Here is a 15,900-nt window from a genome sequence, read left to right on the forward strand (position 1 = left end):
ACGGCTCGCGCGCCCGGACCCAGACTTCTAGGCCGAGCTCACGTCGTCTGCCTGGAGGAATCCCGTGTCTCCGTCCAACTTGGTCCTGCCGTCGACCGACACCACCGCGATCACTCTCATCGACCCGGTCAGCGTGACCGTGGAGGGCACAACGGTGGTGTTCGCCCGCAAGGCGGAGGCCGTCGTGGACACCCTGTACTACAACGTCCGCGAACCCGACGCCGAGCCGATGAGCCCACGGGAGTGGAGCGGGTGGTCTCCCCTGTCGCTGACCCAGCCCTCGGAGCCGAGCGCCGACCGGAAGCCGATGCTGCGGCTGGCCGGGATGGACCTGATCACCGTCGACTCGGCCGCGACGACCCCCACCCCGGCCGACGCGCCGTTCCGCGTCGTCACCGACGGCAGGCACGTCTGCTGCTTGCGCCGCTCCACCGGCAACTCCCTGTACCTGGACCGGTTCGTCCTCGTGCAGAACCCGGAGCAGCGGCCGAGCGACCCGGAAGAGGAGCAACCGACCCGCTGGCAGCTCCAGCGGCTCGGGGAGATCCGCTACCGGCGCAGTGGCCGCAGGGACGTGCCCGCCGGTGACGCCGACAGCCTCGGCTCCACCAACATGGCGGGCGAGCCGTTCCTGGAACCGACCATCGAGCTGTCCCTGTTGCTGGGCAAGGACATCACCGACTTCGACGTCGCGCTCGGGCCGACCTCCGAGATGGACCTGCACCGCTGGCACCTCGTGACCAGGACGGCCGACGGCACGGTCAGCTACCTGTCCTGCAAGGAGGCCGAGTTCGACCCGATGGACCTGCGCGAGTCCTCCGTGCACCGCTTCACCGTCCCGCTCGCCGCCTCGATCGCCGGCGCGCGGGTCCCACTCGCCGCGGCCGCCGGTCCGGCCGTCGCCGTCTACGCCGAACAGGAACGCGCCAAGGCGGACGAGAACGCCACCACCGTGCGCCGCGGGATGCGGCTGGCCATGACCGTCCCCGTCGAGAAGCAGGTCGCCCCCGGTGACTACGCCGGGCTCGCCGTGCTGGACCTGACGATGTTCGAGGACGGCAGCGTCGCCGAACCCGCGCCGACGCTGGAGTGCGTGGTGATCGACAGCGGCGCCGGCGACAAGGGCTACCCGGTGCCCAGTTCCGCCGTGCACTCCGCGGGAGCGGGTACGGCGACCGCGGTGCTGCTGACCCAGCCGGAGCTGGCGTCCGCTCCCGCCCTGCTGGACAGCGCGGACGGTCTGCTGCACTGCTACTTCGCCCAGCGGACGAGCACCACCCGGCAGGACTTCGCGGTGGCCCGGTTCGACCCGATCATGGTCAGGGCCCAGCTGTCCTTGCCGTGGTCGGCATCCGACGGTTCGACCGGCACGTTCCCGCTGATCGCCCAGCGCAGCGGGACGACCTTCAACGGGGCCACGGTCGCGGTCGCCGACTGCGCGGCGGGCACCGCTCCCGACCTGTGCTCGGTGTCCATCTCCTACGGCGCGGAGTCCGGCCTGCCGGACGAGCGGTGGGAAGGCGTGCCCCGCGCGCTCTCCCGCATGGTGCCGATCCTCAACGGCCGGTACTCCCAGGACTGCACGGACGTCGAGGTCCGGTCGGGAGAGCGCCAGTTCTACGACGCCGATGGCAGGTTCCCGTCGGTGCGCCTGCCCATGACCCCCGACGTGACCGGCGCGGCGGGCTCGGCATTCCTCGAACTGTTCTCGACCCATGAGGAGGTGCCGATCAAGACGGTCGAGGTCAGCTCGGCCTCCGGCGGACCGGCGACGATGACCATCCACTACGCGCTGCCCGGCGGCGGTACCGCCAAGCAGACGTGGGCGGCCCTCCCCCAGGACACCCACCACCTGGTCGGCGTCCTCACCGGCGAGGCCGCGATGACGCGCTACTCCTACACCCCGGCCACCGACGACACCCCGCTCTACGCCCTCGACGGCGGCATCCTGGTGTTCGGCCGCGCCGGCAAGCAGATCACCCTCACCGTCGCAGCGGGCAAGGACCCCGAGCACTGCACCCTCGGCCTGACCGAGGAGGACACGCTCTCCGAGGTGGCCAACGACGTCTCCCGGGCGCCCGCCGCGGTTGCCGAGGTGCTCAGGACCTGGCTCCCCGGCGTCCTGGTCGACGGCATGGCGACCAGGATCGGCGACCAGGTGGTCGACGAGGAGTTGGACCTGCGGTCCGGCTCGCTGCTGTTCGACGTCCTGCTTCCCGCTCCGGAAGGACAGCTGGTTCCGGGCACGGTCGAGGCCATGCGGTGGCACCGCAGGACGGTGATCGGCAACCTGCCGCCGAAGGTCGCCCTCGACCGAGGCATGATCGCGCTCGCCGCGGGCGCCCCGGTGCGGGTGCCGCCCGGCCAGGAAGCGTTGGCGGGCAACAGCAACGGTGCCGTGGTCGTCAAGGGCTCCAACGGCACCTGGCGGGTGGCTCACCAGTCGAAGGCGTTGACGCTCAACGGCTCCACCGCGGTAGAAGTGCCCACGCCCGGGAGCGCGGTGGTCCCGGTCCGCGACTGGACCGTCGAGTCCTGGGTTCGGCCCACCACGGAGGCCCCGGCGATGGTGGTCGCCTACGACGGTGGCAGGCCCGCGGAGACGGGAGTCCTGCCGCCCCACTACTTCCTGAGCACCGGCGGTATGCGAACAGTGGAGTTCGAGAGCTACACCACGAAGGACGACAAGACCGCGAACTCCTACCTGGAGGTGGCGAAGAACCAGCTCTTCGACCCCACCCGCGACGCGTTCACCTGGGAGGCGTGGGTCCGTCCCGCCGCGAGGCCCTGCATGGGGAATGGCTGCCTCGGCAGCCTGTTCCAGGTCTACGACACCGAGGACTCCAAGTCCGTGCCGCTCATCCAGTTGGGCCTGGGCACCGCTCGGTTGCTGCGCTTCGGCTACCGGACCGACAAGGACAAGAAGCACGAGAACGTCGAGACCATCGTCGGCAGCGGCGATGTGCTGCCCGCGAACGCGTGGTCGCACGTGGCGGTGACCGCGCGCAAGAACGGGAGCACCTGGGCGCTCCAGCTCTACGTCAACGCGAAGTCCGTGTTCTCGTCCTCGGTGGTGCTGCGCGCGGCGTCCAAGACGACTCCGCCCGGCGTGGTGTTCGGTTCCCGGATCTCCCCGCACGTCAGCATGTTCGGCTCGGTCACGGAGGTGCGGTTCTGGACCACTGCCCGATCAGCAGCGGATCTCGGCCAGACCATGCGCACGTCGCTGACCGGCTCCGAGCCGAACCTCGCCGGGTACTGGCCGCTCAACACCGTGAGCCAGAAACACGACGTCGAGTCGTACAACTACGCGGAGGCGACGGGAGAGGCCCTGAACGCGCACTGGAAGCTGAACCCGGCCCAGAAGGTCGTCCTCTCTGATCACAACCCCTTCATCGGTGTCATCACGAAGGTGAGTGATGCGCGGGCGGTGTACGCCAAGGCGTTCCTGGAGAAGGACACCTGGAACCACGTCGCCGTCGCCTACCGCGGCACCGGAGCGCTGCGGCTGAACCAGGGCGCCAAGGGCCGCAAGCACGTGGACTACGGGATCTGCAAGCAGCCCACCGGATTCGACTTCGGGGACCAGTTCACCGTCGAGGCGTGGACGGCCCCGACGCACGACGCCCGGCCCCACGGCATGACCATCCTGGCGCAATGGGGCGTGGATGAGGCGGACCAGTCCTTCCAGTTCGGCTACACCGGATCCGGCACGGCGTTCTGCGCGGTGAACCTGGTCGACACGTCGACCGGCAAGCGGGTCCCCCTGCGCGTGGAGAGCGGGTCGTCGGTTTCCGCCCACCTCGCCGCCGTGCTGAGGTGCACGATGCTCCCGCCGAGGAACGCCAAGGACAAGCCGGACGTCAAGGCGACGTTGTCGCTGTACGTCAACAGCCAGAAGGTCGCCAGCGAGAGCGTTACCGTGTCCAACTCGACGCAGCTGACCTCGACGGGCTCGCGCAGCCCGCTCACGCTCGGCGTGAGGACACCGCCGTCGCCGACCACGGCCCTGGAGTCGCAGCTGCCGTTCGACGGCGCGGTGACCGGCGTCCGGTTCTGGTCGGTCGGCCTGTCCGACAACGAGATGAGCGCCGCGATGACACAGCGCGACACCGCGGACACCTTTGACGGCGTGGTTTCCGCGTGGTGGTTCCACGAGACCACCGGGACGGTCGCCGCGGACTCCCGCGAGAACAACGACATGGTCCTCAGCAGCGCCGATCTGTGGGGATCGATGCCGTTCCTCGGCAGGTACAGCTGCTACCACAACGGCAGACGGGTCGACACCATCCCGGCGAAGGATGAGGCGTGGCAGGACGGCTTCGACCCGCAGCTCAGCATCGGCGCGGTCACGCGGTCCGGCAGCTACGACTCCGCGTTCAGCGGGTCGCTCGCCGAACTGCGGCTGTGGCGCTCGGCCCGCACTCGCGCCGAGGTCGTCGACGGCCTCTACCGGCCGATCGCCGCCGACAACCCGGATCTCGCCGCGTACTGGTCCTTCGACGGCACCGCGAAGGACCTCACCGGACGCGGGGCGGACGGGACGGTCAAGCCGCCCGCCACCTACACCGCCTCGACAGCGCCGGTCGCCGACGAAGGCCCGCAGGTGCGCGACGTCTACAACGGCCCGGTGACCGCGTTCCAGCGGAACCTCACCGGTCGGCCGTCGGTCCTGGAGTACCCGGAGACGGCCACGCGGTGGGACGGCAGACCCATCGGAGTGATGCGCAGGGCGTACTTCTTCACCGCGCCGGAACTGGTTCTGGCCACCGGGTTCGGGGTCGGCGAGCTGGACCTGGTGTACCTGGGCCAGGTGCAGACCAACCCGACTCTGATCGGGTTCATCGAAGGCGCGCCGCCGGTGCCCAGCGAGAACCTGTCCCGCCCGCTGTACAACAGCCCGCTCGGCTACAACAACTACCAGGACGCCTCCACGGTGGCGCTGCGCTCCACCGAGACCAGCAGCTTCACCTTCAGCAGCACCGACTACCGCACGAAGCTGCGGATGAACCTGGACGTCAAGCAAGGCGGGTCCGGCGGCCTCGACATGTCGACGGGCTTCTACCTCCCGGGAACCGGCTTCGAGATGAAGAACGCCCTGCTCAAGCTGAAGCTGGCAGCGCACCACAGGTCCGACCTGGAAATGGCGCAGCAGACCGACCGGGTCGACGGGTCGACGTGGACGAAGCTGACCGGCGACGGCATGGGTCTGCGGGGCAGGTGGGAACCACCGGCCACCAAGGACTCCCCTTACCTGAACCCGGTCGTGGGCAGGCGTTACCAGCCGCTGAACGTCGGTTACGCCCTCGTCGAGTCGCTGACCGCGGACCTGTACGCGCTGCGGCTGGACACCACCGGCGCGATGGTCGGCAAGGTGGTGCTGCCCGACCTCAACATCCCACCGGACCGCAACATCGTGACGTTCCGGATGCGCTCGACCTACGTCAAGAACGGCACGCTCGACGGACGGGTGGGGCTGGTCAACGACCCCGACTTCCCGCAGGCGGACGTGACGCGGGGCAGCTACTTCCGCCCGGAGGAGGCCTACCGGCTCGCGGCCCGCATCGAGCGGTCCGACCAACTGCTGCGCGCCAGGTACCGGAAGTACGAGGCCGAGGACCGGGGCACGCGGGGGCCGGTGGGACCGGACACCGGTGACGTCACCACCGGCCAGTTCTACGACTTCCGGGACGACGTGCCGACCAGGGGCATCGCGAACCGGTACGTGTGGACCGCCACCGGCGGCCTGCACACCGAGACCGAACAGTTCTCCTCAGTCCACGAACGCTCGTACGCGGGCTTCTACGACTACACCTTCGTCGCCGGTCTCGAAGGCAGCTACGAGGGCCAGTTCGGCCCGAGCTGGCGTGCGGGCGCCTTCGGCTCCTTCGACGCGCTCTTCGGTGGTCACCTCAAGATCCAGGTGGGCAAGAAGGAGAACCAGGGCAGGGGCCTGACGCTGGACATCACCTGCCCGGGCGATCCCATGCTCCAGGCCTACGACGACCCGACCGCGACGTACACGACGGACCCGTGCCCGGGCAAGGTCGAGGCGTACCGGTTCATGGCCTTCTACCTGCCCCCGTCCGCGGACAACGGCTCAGCCTTCCACAATGACGTCGTGGACCGGGACTGGCTGCGCTCCAGCAGCGACCCCGACGCCGTGGCGCTGCGCAACGTCCGTCACGGCGGGAACGGGGTCTGGCGGGTGCTCTACCGGGTCACCTACGTCAACCGCGTGCCACCGCGTTTCGACACCAACCCGGCCCAGGTCAGCGGGCCCGCACCGGAGCAGACGATCATGCTGGTGGACAACCCGCTGCTGATCGAGCTGGTCGACCAGGCGATGCCCCCGGGACGGCAGGACCCGGAGGCGGTCGGCAACGCCGTGGCCACCGTCCTGACCGAGGTCAACGGATCCGCCCCGTACACGTTGAGCGCGAAGGTGCCGTGGTGGAAGCCCTTCGTCCAGTCCGCCCGGGCCACCGCACCGGACATCGCGGCAGCACACCTGCTGAACCAGATAGTCGACGACGCCACGACGTACTTCCAGGCCGGCTACGCCAGCGGCGCGCTGCCGCTGCCGCGCGGCGGTGAGCGAGCACCGGCGTTCGTCGACTGACCACCGAGCCCCACCGCCGGCCCGGGCCCCGCGTCCGGGCCGGCGAGTACCACCGGCAACGTGTGGAGAGCTGACGCCGGCACCTGCGCTCCCCCGACCACGCCAGCTGGCCCCTGCCTGCACGGGGGGACGGAGGCAGCGCGCGGCCTCGGGACGACTTGCAGGACAGGTGCCAGGCGGCTACTCGGGCATGCGGCTCAGCGAACCGTGGTGCCGTCGATCTGTTCGCGAAGGATGTCGCCGTGTCCTGCGTGCCGGGCGAATTCTTCGATCATGGCGAGCAGGGTCCACCGCATGCTGACCGTTCCTTCGCGGGGGTTGTCCTTGGTGTCGTCGAGGTCGAAGCGGGCGGCGATCACACGTGATCGCTGGCTGGCACGCTCGAACTCGGCGATCACGTCGGCCAGGGACTCGTCGTCTGCGACGGCGAAGGTGCCCTCGTCCCGGTTCGAGTATCCGTCGCACTCGGACTCGTCGACTCCCGCCCAGAACCGTTGGAACCAGATCCGTTCGGCGGCCGCGGCGTGCTTGATCAACGAGATTGGTGTCGTCAGTGACGCGACGAGCCGTCGGCGAGCGTCGGCTTCGGAGAGGCCGCGCGCGGTCTCGATCAGCGCTTCGCGGTTGCGATCGAGCATGTTCTCGATGATCGCTCGCTCGACGCCAAGGGTAACTCGGTTGGTACTCAAGGACTTTCACTCCATTCTCTTGCGCGGCTGAGGACCTGTGCGGTCCTGGCCCGGACGGCGATGGGGCTGCGGTTCAGCGAGGGACTTGAGGACAGCGACGACGCGTCCAGAAGCTGGGAACGAGCCAGTGATGCCGCAACGTTTGATGTGCTCACCGCTTGGATGTGCGGGGCGTGTCGACGCGGGCAGAAAGAAACACCGCAGCCGAAGTCGGTCGCCGGGCAGATCCGGCGAAGGCACCGACGTCATTATTGCACGGTGCCGTCGAGGGTGGGAGCGACGCGGTCAGCGAAGGTGGTGAGTACGCCTTCGGCGGTCATACCGAAGGCAGCCGCGACCAGTTCCGGGGCGAGGTTGTCGACCCGATCGGCCAGCCGGGTGGAGCGCGGCCTTTCGGCCGAACGCCGGCGGAGTCGCGCAGGTGGCTGGCATCGACGCCCTGGTCGACGCGCCCGATGCCGGTCGTGGGGAAGGCCGCCGAGACCGCGCCCTGCCGCTGTTGACCGTCCAGTCCGGACAGCATGTGACCGAACTGATCGAACTCGACTGCGGTGACGTGACTTTCGGACACGGAACCAGCGTCAGATGTCTCGACAAGGGCCGAGAACGCCGGGCCGTTGGCTCAGCGTCGACGCCGTTGAACGTCTCGTCCGCCTGCACGCCGCCACCGCCGCACGCACATGCCCCACGTCAAGAGCCGAGTGCGCGACACACTCGGTACCTCGAACGCCCAGCTTCCAGTCGCTCAGACCGAGACACTGGACAAGTTCTTCGTGGTACGACATGCGATTCGTGCACGATCCGTTGTCGCGGCGATCACCCGCGCGACAGCCGCCAACTTGCGGGCATGTCGATGAGTGCCTGCTTAGCCAAGAGCACCAAGTGCTTGGTCCTTTTCCCAGACTGACACGTGCTTGGTGCTGTCCGCCGTGAGCTCCGAGCGGTCCCAGTCCGCCCAGCGGTACTTCGGTTTCATCCCGGCGATGCGCGCCATGAGGTCCATCTCGGCCGGCCAGGCGTACCGGAAGGGAATGCGGCGGAACCGCCCGATCCCGTCCGGTGACACGGTGATGTGGTTCGACGTGAACTCCTGCGTGACGACGTCGTACTGGTCGAACCCCACATATCCGCCGCCTTCGTGGCCGGGCGCCACCGTGAACGGGACGGTGTCCTGCCCGGGCGGCAGGCGGCGCAGATCCGGCAGCCCCACCTCGACGAGGAACAGCCCGCCCGGGCGCAGGTGCGCAGCCGCGTTCCGGAAGACGTCGACCTGCGCGTCCTGCGTGGTCACGTTGCTGATCGTGTTGAACACCAGATAGACCAGCGAGAACTGACCGACCACCCGCGTCGACGTCATATCGCCGATCGTGACGTCGACCGCGTCGCCGCCAGGCTTGCTCGCGATCCGCGCCGCCATCGCCCGGCTCAGCTCGATTCCGCTCACTCGGACGCCGCGCGCGGCCAGCGGCGCGGCGATCCGCCCAGTGCCGACGGCGAACTCAAGCACCGGGCCGTCGGCCAAGTCCTCCAGGACGTCCACGGCGGGCGTCACCACTTCGGGCGCGTTCGCGCCACCTGGGCCGTCGTAGCCCGCGGCCACGCTCTCAGGGAACCAGCCGTCCGCCGGATCGTCTCCCTGCTCGACGAGGGCAGCGCCGCTTGAGTTCACCTCATCGCTCATGGTCCCCGGACGCTACGCCCGCCGCCGCCCGCTCCGCACTCCCATTTCGGGCCCAACGCGCACATGACGCAACAGCGTGCCCTCACCGCCGTTCGCGGCACCAGGCCTCGACCAGCCCGGCGGCGAAGTGTCCACAGTAGACTTAGTGGCCTCGCCGTGGCGCGCACCAACCCACGCGGCAAGCCCGTGATCACCCGGCCCGCGACATGCCACCTCCCGTGGGCCAGGATCCCGTCCCCACAATGAGCCCACGTCGTCCCGCCCGACAGAGGACAAGGCCCCTGTTTGCCAGGGACGGAGGTGTGACCAGGAAATCAGAAGGACCATGCGCGAACCCGGCGGCGACCGATCCGGACAGGGCCGTCAGCCCGGCGGGAACCGCCCCGGCCGAGGATGTCAACCCGCACAACGGCCTTCTCCGCCGGCACCACGCGCCAGGCGCCCCGCTGAGCCCATTGCCCCTTAGTACATATACAGGTATGTGCGATACCTGTTTTTCGATACTGTCGCCCCATGCACCTCAGCCGGGCCACCGACATCGCGTTGCGTGTCCTGATGTTGGCCGCAGCCAAGAACCGACAGCTCACCATCGACCACCTCGCCACCACGATGAACGTGCCGCACAACCACGTGGCCAAAGTGGTCCAGCGGCTTCAGCGGGAAGGGCTGGTCACCACCACCCGGGGACGCAACGGCGGCGTCTGGGTGCCCGCCGAGGCGCGGAAGGTGACCGTCGGGCAGGTGGTGCGCCGGTTCGAAGGCGAGTCCGAGGTCGTCGAGTGCGAGGCCCCGCCATGCCCCCTGCAGCGGTCGTGCAGGCTGCGCGCCGCTCTCGCACGGGCGCAGGAGGCGTTCTTCGCCTCACTGGACGGCGTACCCCTCGAAGACCTCCTTGCCAGGCCCACGGGGCCGATCCTGTTGTCCTTGCCTTGAAAGGGAACCCATGCTCTCTCAGCACTCCCGTGGCATCGTGCTCGCCACTCTGCCCGCCGTGCGCCGCACGGTGGCCGAGATCGCCGGCCGGTTCTACGACTCACTCTTCGACGCCCGTCCCGACCTGCTGAACCTGTTCAACCTGGGCAACCAGGCCAACGGTGAGCAGAGAAAGGCTCTTGCCGCCTCAGTGGTCGCCTTCGCGGAGCACCTCACGGGCACGACCGTGATCCCGATCGACGCGGTGGTCCGCCGGGTGGCGCACAAGCACGTCTCGTTGGGCATCCGGCCGGAGCAGTACACCATCGTCGGCAGGTACCTGCTCGCCGCCGTCGCCGACGTCCTCGGCGACGCCGTGACGCCTGAGGTCGCCGCTGCTTGGGACGAGGTCTACTGGTTGTTCGCAGTTCGCCTGATCGCCGCTGAAACCCGCCTGTACCAGGGAACAGGCCAAGATCGCGGGTACCTCAACGCGCCTTGGACGGTCGTGGGGCGGTTCGAGGAGGCGCAGGACACGGTGTCACTGGCGCTCGCCCCCGACAACGGCCCGATACCTCGGCACCTGCCCGGTCAGTACACCACCGTCACCGTCGACCTGCCCAACGGGATGAGACAAGCCCGCCAGTACACGCTGTCCGAGGCGCCCGGCCACAACACCCTGCGGATCACCGTGCGGCGGGTGCGCGGCCGTGCCGGCGCTCCTGACGGGATGGTGTCGACGTTCCTCACTCGCGACATCCGTATCGGAGACCGGTTACGGGTCAGCCATCCTGGGGGCGACGTCGCGCTTCCTGACACCGGGCCGCTCGTGCTGGCCAGTGCGGGCATCGGCATCACACCGATCGCCGCGATGATCGAACACCTCGCCGAGACCCAACCCGACCGGCCCGTGGTGGCTGTGCACGCGGAGCGCTCACCGAAGCGGCACGCGCTGGCATGGCACGTCCATCGGCACGGTGCGAGACTGGCGTCCTTCGAGAACATCCTGTACTACGAACAGGATGCTCCCAGCTGGGCGCGCTCCGGCCTTGTCGCTCCGGACGCGCTCCCGTTGCCTCCAGGCGCTTCGGCCTATCTGTGCGGACCGTTGCCATTCATGCGCCATGTCCGCGCGGCGCTCCTGCGCCGGGGAATGCCAACGGACCGCATCCGGTTCGAGGTGTTCGGCCCAGACTTGTGGACCACCGGAGCAGACCGCCTCCCTGCTCCACAGCCGATCGCCTGAAGCGGACGTGCGCCGAGTGGTGTCCGAACAAGATGCGGGACCGACGTCGGGGTGGCGCTGGGGCGAGAAGGTGTCGGGCACGATGTAGGGCTGCCAGTCGAGCCAGTGGGCGCACAGGGCTTTGAGTAGGTCGACGAGCTCGCTGCGCTGGCCCCAGTACCGGATCTTCCCGGTCGCCAGGCCCAGCGCCGCGAGCATGTCCAAGACGCGGCACCAGGCCGGGTCCCGCGAGCCCGGCCTGCGGTAGAGCTCCAGCACCGCTGGGATGGCCCAGACCCGGACCGTTCTCGGCGAGGGTGGTTGACATGTGCCTCTCCTCCGGGGCTCAGTCGAGGACGACCGGACGCCCGGCGAACCACCCGAGCAGGGCGTCGGCCGAGCTGTGCCGCGACGGCGGGTGGAAGCCGATCGCGTGCGCGGCGGTGGCCAGGTGGGCGACCTCGGGCCCTTCCGGAACTGCCACGGGCGACTCAGGAAGGGCCCGCCGGTGCACATGCCGCCGAAGCTGGGCAGCGCGCCACGCGCTTCTGCCGGTCGGCCCATGCGGTGGCCAGGTCGCGGGTGCTCTCCGAGTCGTCGCAGATCACCGAGGAGTACAGGAACCTGGACGTACCGATGCATCCCTGGCGGTGGCGCCGAAGCCGTAGGTGGTGTCGTAGCGGGAGAGCCAGGCCGTGAACGAGTGGAAGTTGTTCTCGTGGGCGGCCGCGGTGGAGTCGGTGATGTGGGTCAGGTCGAAGGTCGGCGGCATCACCGAGTCCAGCAGCATGCGGTCGACATGGCGATGTTCTCGGTGGACAGGCTGCGGGCGAGCTCGGGATCTGCCGCGACGCAACGGTCACTGGCTCAGGCGTCGCGTTCCTTCACGAATCGCCAGGTGTCCTCTTCGGACGGACCACGCGGCAGCTCGGTGGAGTCGCCGAGTTCGGCATCGCAGTCCGGACGGGTGCTGTGGCCGGTGCCGCGTTGACACCGGCCATGGTGAAGAAGCTGAGCAGCGGCAGGGCGACCGTGGTGGCCGCCAGGGCGGTGATGAGCTCGTGGGACAAGGGGTATCTCCGGGTCAGGCGTCGGCGGGAGTCCGGAGGGCGGCGGCCATCCACTCCTCGCTCGCCCCCGTGTCCTCCCACTCGTCCGGCCGCGGGCTCCCGTTGATGGTGGCCATCAGGGACAGGTAGGTGCCGAGCAGGCCGGTGAACTCCGATGCGAACCGCTCGGCGAACTGGCTCGCGGCACAGGACGGGTCGGGGTGGGTCATGGACCGTCGCAGGTCGGCGAGTGCCTGCTCGTCCAGCGGCGCCCCGGTGGCGTCAGCGGTGAGGTCGGCGAGCGAGGCCAGGACGCGTTCGGCGATCTCCCGCGCTTGCGGCGACTCCGGGGACAGCCCGGACCGCTCGGCCTCCCTGGCCAGTTCTTCGAGCTGACCGTGTTCCTCCATGCGCGCCAACCTGCCCGGCGCGGTCAAGTCGACGGACTTGGGCGAGGTGAAGCAGGCGTGGAAGAACTGGCGCACCGAGTCGCGGAAGGCGTCGTCCTGTACCAGGTCGGCCAGCTGGATCCACGCCTGGAGCTGCTCGGTGGTGGGATCCTCCGGCAGCTGGGGCCGCATCCGGTGCAGGCGTTCGACGTAGGCGGGGTGGACGGTGAGGCCTTCGGTGACCTCGCTCCAGAACTCGTCCAGGAGCTGGTTACGGCTGTCGTCGGACATGGACACAAGGCTGTGCATGAGGGATACCCGTTCGGTGGCGGTGGGCTGGTTGACGATGGTGCGCAGGACGGCGCGCCGGGCGCGCAGGTCGCGCAGGTGCCGCTCGACCACCTGCAGGTGGGTCTCGGCCAGGTCGTGCAGGCTGGTCTCCTCGGCCAGCAGCCCGCGGATGTCGTCCAGGCCCGCGCCCAGGTCTCGCAGGGTGCGGACGAGTTCCAGCCGCGCGATGGCGTCGATGTCGTAGAGCCGGTGCCCGCCGTCGGTCTGCCTGGTGGGCGCGATGACCCCGGCGTCGGCGTAGAACCTGATGGCACTCACGCTCAACCCGGTGCGGCGCGCCGCGTCCCCGATGGGGTACAAGCGGTTGTCGTTCATGGGGTCCACTGTGGAACCTCAAGCCGCTTGAGCTTCAACCCCTTGGCCATGTGAACTGGGTCATAGCGCGGCGGCCCCGCCGGGGTCCTCCTGCCGCGAGCGCAGGCGCCGGGTCTCGGCCTCACCCGTCCCGAAACGAGCAACGTCGCGACCGTTACGAGGATGTTCACCGATCAAACCAACCAGATCCACGGCGGGCGACGGACGGGACGAAGTCGACACGGGGTTTCCGATCTCCAGGGGGTCAGGGCAAGGCGGGTAGGCACCGGAGGTTGATCCCCCAGGTGGACCGGGACGGCCGCACCGCTGGATACCCTCGCGCTGCGCGCGCCGGTCACCGGACCCACCGCGACCCGTGACTCGGCGGCCCTCTCGGAGCCAGCCTGCTCGGCCTGCTGGTGAACCTGCAGTGGCGCGCCGTTTGGCACTGCGCGGCCCACCGTCGTTTGCTTGGCTCTGGTTCGTGGCAGTCCGTCGTGCCCTGCTGTTCATCAGGTGCGCGTGGTCGAGTTGTGGACGGAGATGGCTCATGGGTGATGTCCGGCGCACGGAGGTGCGGCTGCGCGTGTTGGAGGCGATCACGGACAGCAGGCTCGGGGAGCTCGATCTCGACGAGCTCTTCGGGGTCTTGCTGAGGCGGGTGCGTGAGCTGTTCTCGGTCGACACCGCCACCGTCCTGCTGGTGGACTCCCACGGCGAGCAGTTGGTGGCCAGGGCGACTTCCGGCCTGGAGGAGGAGGTCTTCCAGGGGGTCCGGGTGCCGGTGGGAGTGGGCTTCGCCGGGCGGGTGGCCCAGGATCGGGAACCGGTGTGGATCGAGCATGTCGACGCGTCCACGGTGGTGAACCCCCTCCTGTGGGAGCGAGGCCTGCGGGTGCTGCTGGGGGTGCCGATGGTGGCCCAAGGCGACCTCGTCGGGGTGCTGCACGTCGGCAGCACCGCGGCCCGCCGGTTCACCGACGAGGAGACCGACCTGCTCCAGCTCGTCGCCGACCGGCTCGCGATGGCGGTGCGCATGCTCCGAACGCGTTCGGAGCGGGCGGCGGCCGCCATGCTGCAGGACAGCCTCCTGCCCGGGCGTCTGCCAGCCATCGAGGGCTGGGAGCTGGCCGCCCGCTACGTTCCCGGCGCGGGCAGCGGTGTCGGCGGTGACTGGTACGACGTGTTCGGTCTCCCCGACGGGCGCACCGGCCTGGTGATCGGCGACGTGGTCGGCAGCGGGCTGCCCGCCGCGATCGTCATGGGGCGTCTGCGCAGCGCGCTGCGCGCCTATGCCCTGGAGTTCGCCGAGCCCGCAGTGGTGCTCGGCAAGCTCGACCGGAAGGCCAGCCACTTCGAGGATCGCACGATGGCCACGGTCGCCTACGCGGTCATCGACCCGGCGGCCGGCCGCATGGACCTCGCCCTGGCCGGTCACCTGCCACCCGTTCTCGTCGCACCAGGGCGCCCGGCCGCGTTCGTCGACGCCGCGGTCGGCCCGCCCGTCGGCTTCAACCTGGCCGTCACCGACCGCCGGGGCACCACCGTCGACGTGCCGCCCGGCGCACTGGTCGCCCTGTACACCGACGGTCTGGTGGAGCGCCGTGGGCTGGACCTGGACAGCCAGCTGGAGAAGCTCCGGCAGGTCGTTTCCCCAGCGCCTCCGGAAGCGGCCTGCGTCCGGATCATGGCCGCTCTGGTCGGCGGCCAGCCCGCTACTGACGACATCGCTCTGGTGGCGATTCGCCGCAGCCGCTGAGGGGGTTGCGGCAGGCTGCGCTGTGGGCACTTCCTGTGTACGGCCCGAGTGTTGAAGGCGGAGCAGTTCGGGCGGTGGGTGGGGCGGCCGTGGCGGCTTGCGCTGGCCGAGCGAGTGCTGCTGGTGGCGGTGCACCAACTCGCGATGCGGCAGCTCGCGCCGCTGTTCGGCGTCGCCCCTGCCACGGTGTGCCGGGTGATCCAGCGGCTGGGCTCGCCGCTGGCGCTGGGACCCGTTGCCGCACCGCGGGATGCCGTGGCACGGCTGTGGATCGTGGCCGCGGACACGAGACTCGTGGTGGTCGCCCGAGGCGGCACCACCCCCGTGCCCTGGTGCGCGCGGGCCAGCTGACGTGGTCGGGGTTTTCGCGTTTTGTCACCTTCTTGCGCAAAAGAGCGCTCCCATTTCGCGTTAAGGCTCCACAACGCGAGAAAAGGGGTACGCGTGGCGGGCTACGTGGGTGGTGTTACCACTTGCAGCACTGCCCGCACACCGTGATCGCGGTCGCTGACATCACGCACCACCGAGGCTTTGACCCGCACCGCGGCAGCACCCCGATACTCCCGGGTCGATGTGGCCCTTTCTCTGTTGCCGCAACAGATGATGGACCACATCGACCCTACGCGGAACACGGAATGCGTTGCCCGGCAACAGGACCCGCGTGTTCGAGAACTAGGTCGTCCTCGATCAGCATGGCTGTCCGATCGAACCGATCACTCGATTCCTCCGTGATCTCGCCCTCGGAGACAGCAGTCCCTTGACCTGCCGAAGCTACGGCCACGATCTCCTGCGCTGACACCGGCCGAGTCCTTGGTGCTGTCGGGGTTTCCGCGGGGTCGGTCAGCCCGGTTCGACGGGCAGCCACAGCTCACAGGTCGCGGTGCTGAAGTCGTCCGCGCGGTCGAGGACCGTGACGATCGAGGGCCCTG

At 69.3% G+C, this 15,900-nt stretch carries 12 protein-coding genes; 6 read left to right on the forward strand and 6 right to left on the reverse strand.

The window, feature by feature from the left end:
• The first annotated feature begins 64 nt into the window (after positions 1 to 64).
• Positions 65 to 6,622 carry a LamG domain-containing protein gene (locus ACFFQA_RS16280; RefSeq protein ID WP_377852792.1) on the forward strand — a complete coding sequence of 2,186 codons (6,558 nt, stop codon included), beginning with the start codon at positions 65 to 67 and terminating at the stop codon, positions 6,620 to 6,622.
• Between the two features lie 197 nt (positions 6,623 to 6,819).
• Here the strand turns inward: ACFFQA_RS16280 and ACFFQA_RS16285 are convergent, their stop codons facing one another.
• The 3 genes from ACFFQA_RS16285 to ACFFQA_RS16295 all read right to left on the reverse strand — a co-directional run bounded on the left by ACFFQA_RS16285 (position 6,820) and on the right by ACFFQA_RS16295 (position 8,992).
• Positions 6,820 to 7,260: a DinB family protein gene (locus tag ACFFQA_RS16285; RefSeq protein WP_377852793.1), complete on the reverse strand. Its 441-nt coding sequence runs from the start codon at positions 7,258 to 7,260 to the stop codon at positions 6,820 to 6,822.
• Between the two features lie 367 nt (positions 7,261 to 7,627).
• Positions 7,628 to 7,882, reverse strand: coding sequence for a hypothetical protein (locus ACFFQA_RS16290; RefSeq protein ID WP_377852794.1), 255 nt, complete (start codon positions 7,880 to 7,882; stop codon positions 7,628 to 7,630).
• 294 nt (positions 7,883 to 8,176) lie between these two features.
• Positions 8,177 to 8,992 (reverse strand): class I SAM-dependent DNA methyltransferase, encoded by an 816-nt coding sequence (locus ACFFQA_RS16295; protein ID WP_377852795.1) that lies wholly within the window; start codon positions 8,990 to 8,992, stop codon positions 8,177 to 8,179.
• 513 nt (positions 8,993 to 9,505) lie between these two features.
• On the opposite strand from ACFFQA_RS16295, the gene ACFFQA_RS16300 reads away from it, so the two are divergent.
• From ACFFQA_RS16300 to ACFFQA_RS16310, 3 genes are all read left to right on the forward strand, one after another.
• Complete coding sequence (locus ACFFQA_RS16300; protein WP_377852796.1) at positions 9,506 to 9,925, forward strand: RrF2 family transcriptional regulator; 420 nt, start codon at positions 9,506 to 9,508, stop codon at positions 9,923 to 9,925.
• 10 nt (positions 9,926 to 9,935) lie between these two features.
• Entirely contained in the window at positions 9,936 to 11,150 is a 1,215-nt protein-coding gene (locus ACFFQA_RS16305) for a globin domain-containing protein (protein WP_377852797.1), read from the forward strand.
• Positions 11,151 to 11,271: 121 nt separating this feature from the next.
• Positions 11,272 to 11,397, forward strand: a complete 126-nt coding sequence (locus ACFFQA_RS16310; RefSeq protein ID WP_377852798.1) for a hypothetical protein — start codon at positions 11,272 to 11,274, stop codon at positions 11,395 to 11,397.
• 78 nt (positions 11,398 to 11,475) lie between these two features.
• Here the strand turns inward: ACFFQA_RS16310 and ACFFQA_RS16315 are convergent, their stop codons facing one another.
• From ACFFQA_RS16315 to ACFFQA_RS16325, 3 genes are all read right to left on the reverse strand, one after another.
• Complete coding sequence (locus ACFFQA_RS16315) at positions 11,476 to 11,613, reverse strand: DOMON domain-containing protein (RefSeq protein WP_377852799.1); 138 nt, start codon at positions 11,611 to 11,613, stop codon at positions 11,476 to 11,478.
• Between the two features lie 120 nt (positions 11,614 to 11,733).
• Positions 11,734 to 11,919, reverse strand: coding sequence for a hypothetical protein (locus tag ACFFQA_RS16320; protein ID WP_377852800.1), 186 nt, complete (start codon positions 11,917 to 11,919; stop codon positions 11,734 to 11,736).
• Positions 11,920 to 12,213: 294 nt separating this feature from the next.
• Positions 12,214 to 13,233, reverse strand: a complete 1,020-nt coding sequence (locus ACFFQA_RS16325) for a helix-turn-helix domain-containing protein (protein ID WP_377852801.1) — start codon at positions 13,231 to 13,233, stop codon at positions 12,214 to 12,216.
• A gap of 529 nt (positions 13,234 to 13,762) precedes the next feature.
• On the opposite strand from ACFFQA_RS16325, the gene ACFFQA_RS16330 reads away from it, so the two are divergent.
• Positions 13,763 to 14,971: a PP2C family protein-serine/threonine phosphatase gene (locus ACFFQA_RS16330; RefSeq protein ID WP_377852802.1), complete on the forward strand. Its 1,209-nt coding sequence runs from the start codon at positions 13,763 to 13,765 to the stop codon at positions 14,969 to 14,971.
• A gap of 51 nt (positions 14,972 to 15,022) precedes the next feature.
• Positions 15,023 to 15,322, forward strand: coding sequence for a helix-turn-helix domain-containing protein (locus ACFFQA_RS16335; protein ID WP_377852803.1), 300 nt, complete (start codon positions 15,023 to 15,025; stop codon positions 15,320 to 15,322).
• The last annotated feature ends 578 nt before the right edge of the window (positions 15,323 to 15,900 follow it).

It is taken from the genome of Allokutzneria oryzae, assembly GCF_042429765.1.
Taxonomy (GTDB): Bacteria; Actinomycetota; Actinomycetes; order Mycobacteriales; family Pseudonocardiaceae; genus Allokutzneria; species Allokutzneria oryzae.

Coding starts and splice junctions, on each gene's coding strand:
- ACFFQA_RS16285 (WP_377852793.1), bottom strand. CDS start 7,260: ATGCTCGATCGCAACCGCGAAGCGCTGATCGAGACCGCGCGCGGCCTC.
- ACFFQA_RS16295 (WP_377852795.1), bottom strand. CDS start 8,992: ATGAGCGATGAGGTGAACTCAAGCGGCGCTGCCCTCGTCGAGCAGGGA.
- ACFFQA_RS16300 (WP_377852796.1), top strand. CDS start 9,506: ATGCACCTCAGCCGGGCCACCGACATCGCGTTGCGTGTCCTGATGTTG.
- ACFFQA_RS16305 (WP_377852797.1), top strand. CDS start 9,936: ATGCTCTCTCAGCACTCCCGTGGCATCGTGCTCGCCACTCTGCCCGCC.
- ACFFQA_RS16320 (WP_377852800.1), bottom strand. CDS start 11,919: ATGCTGCTGGACTCGGTGATGCCGCCGACCTTCGACCTGACCCACATC.
- ACFFQA_RS16325 (WP_377852801.1), bottom strand. CDS start 13,233: ATGAACGACAACCGCTTGTACCCCATCGGGGACGCGGCGCGCCGCACC.
- ACFFQA_RS16330 (WP_377852802.1), top strand. CDS start 13,763: ATGGGTGATGTCCGGCGCACGGAGGTGCGGCTGCGCGTGTTGGAGGCG.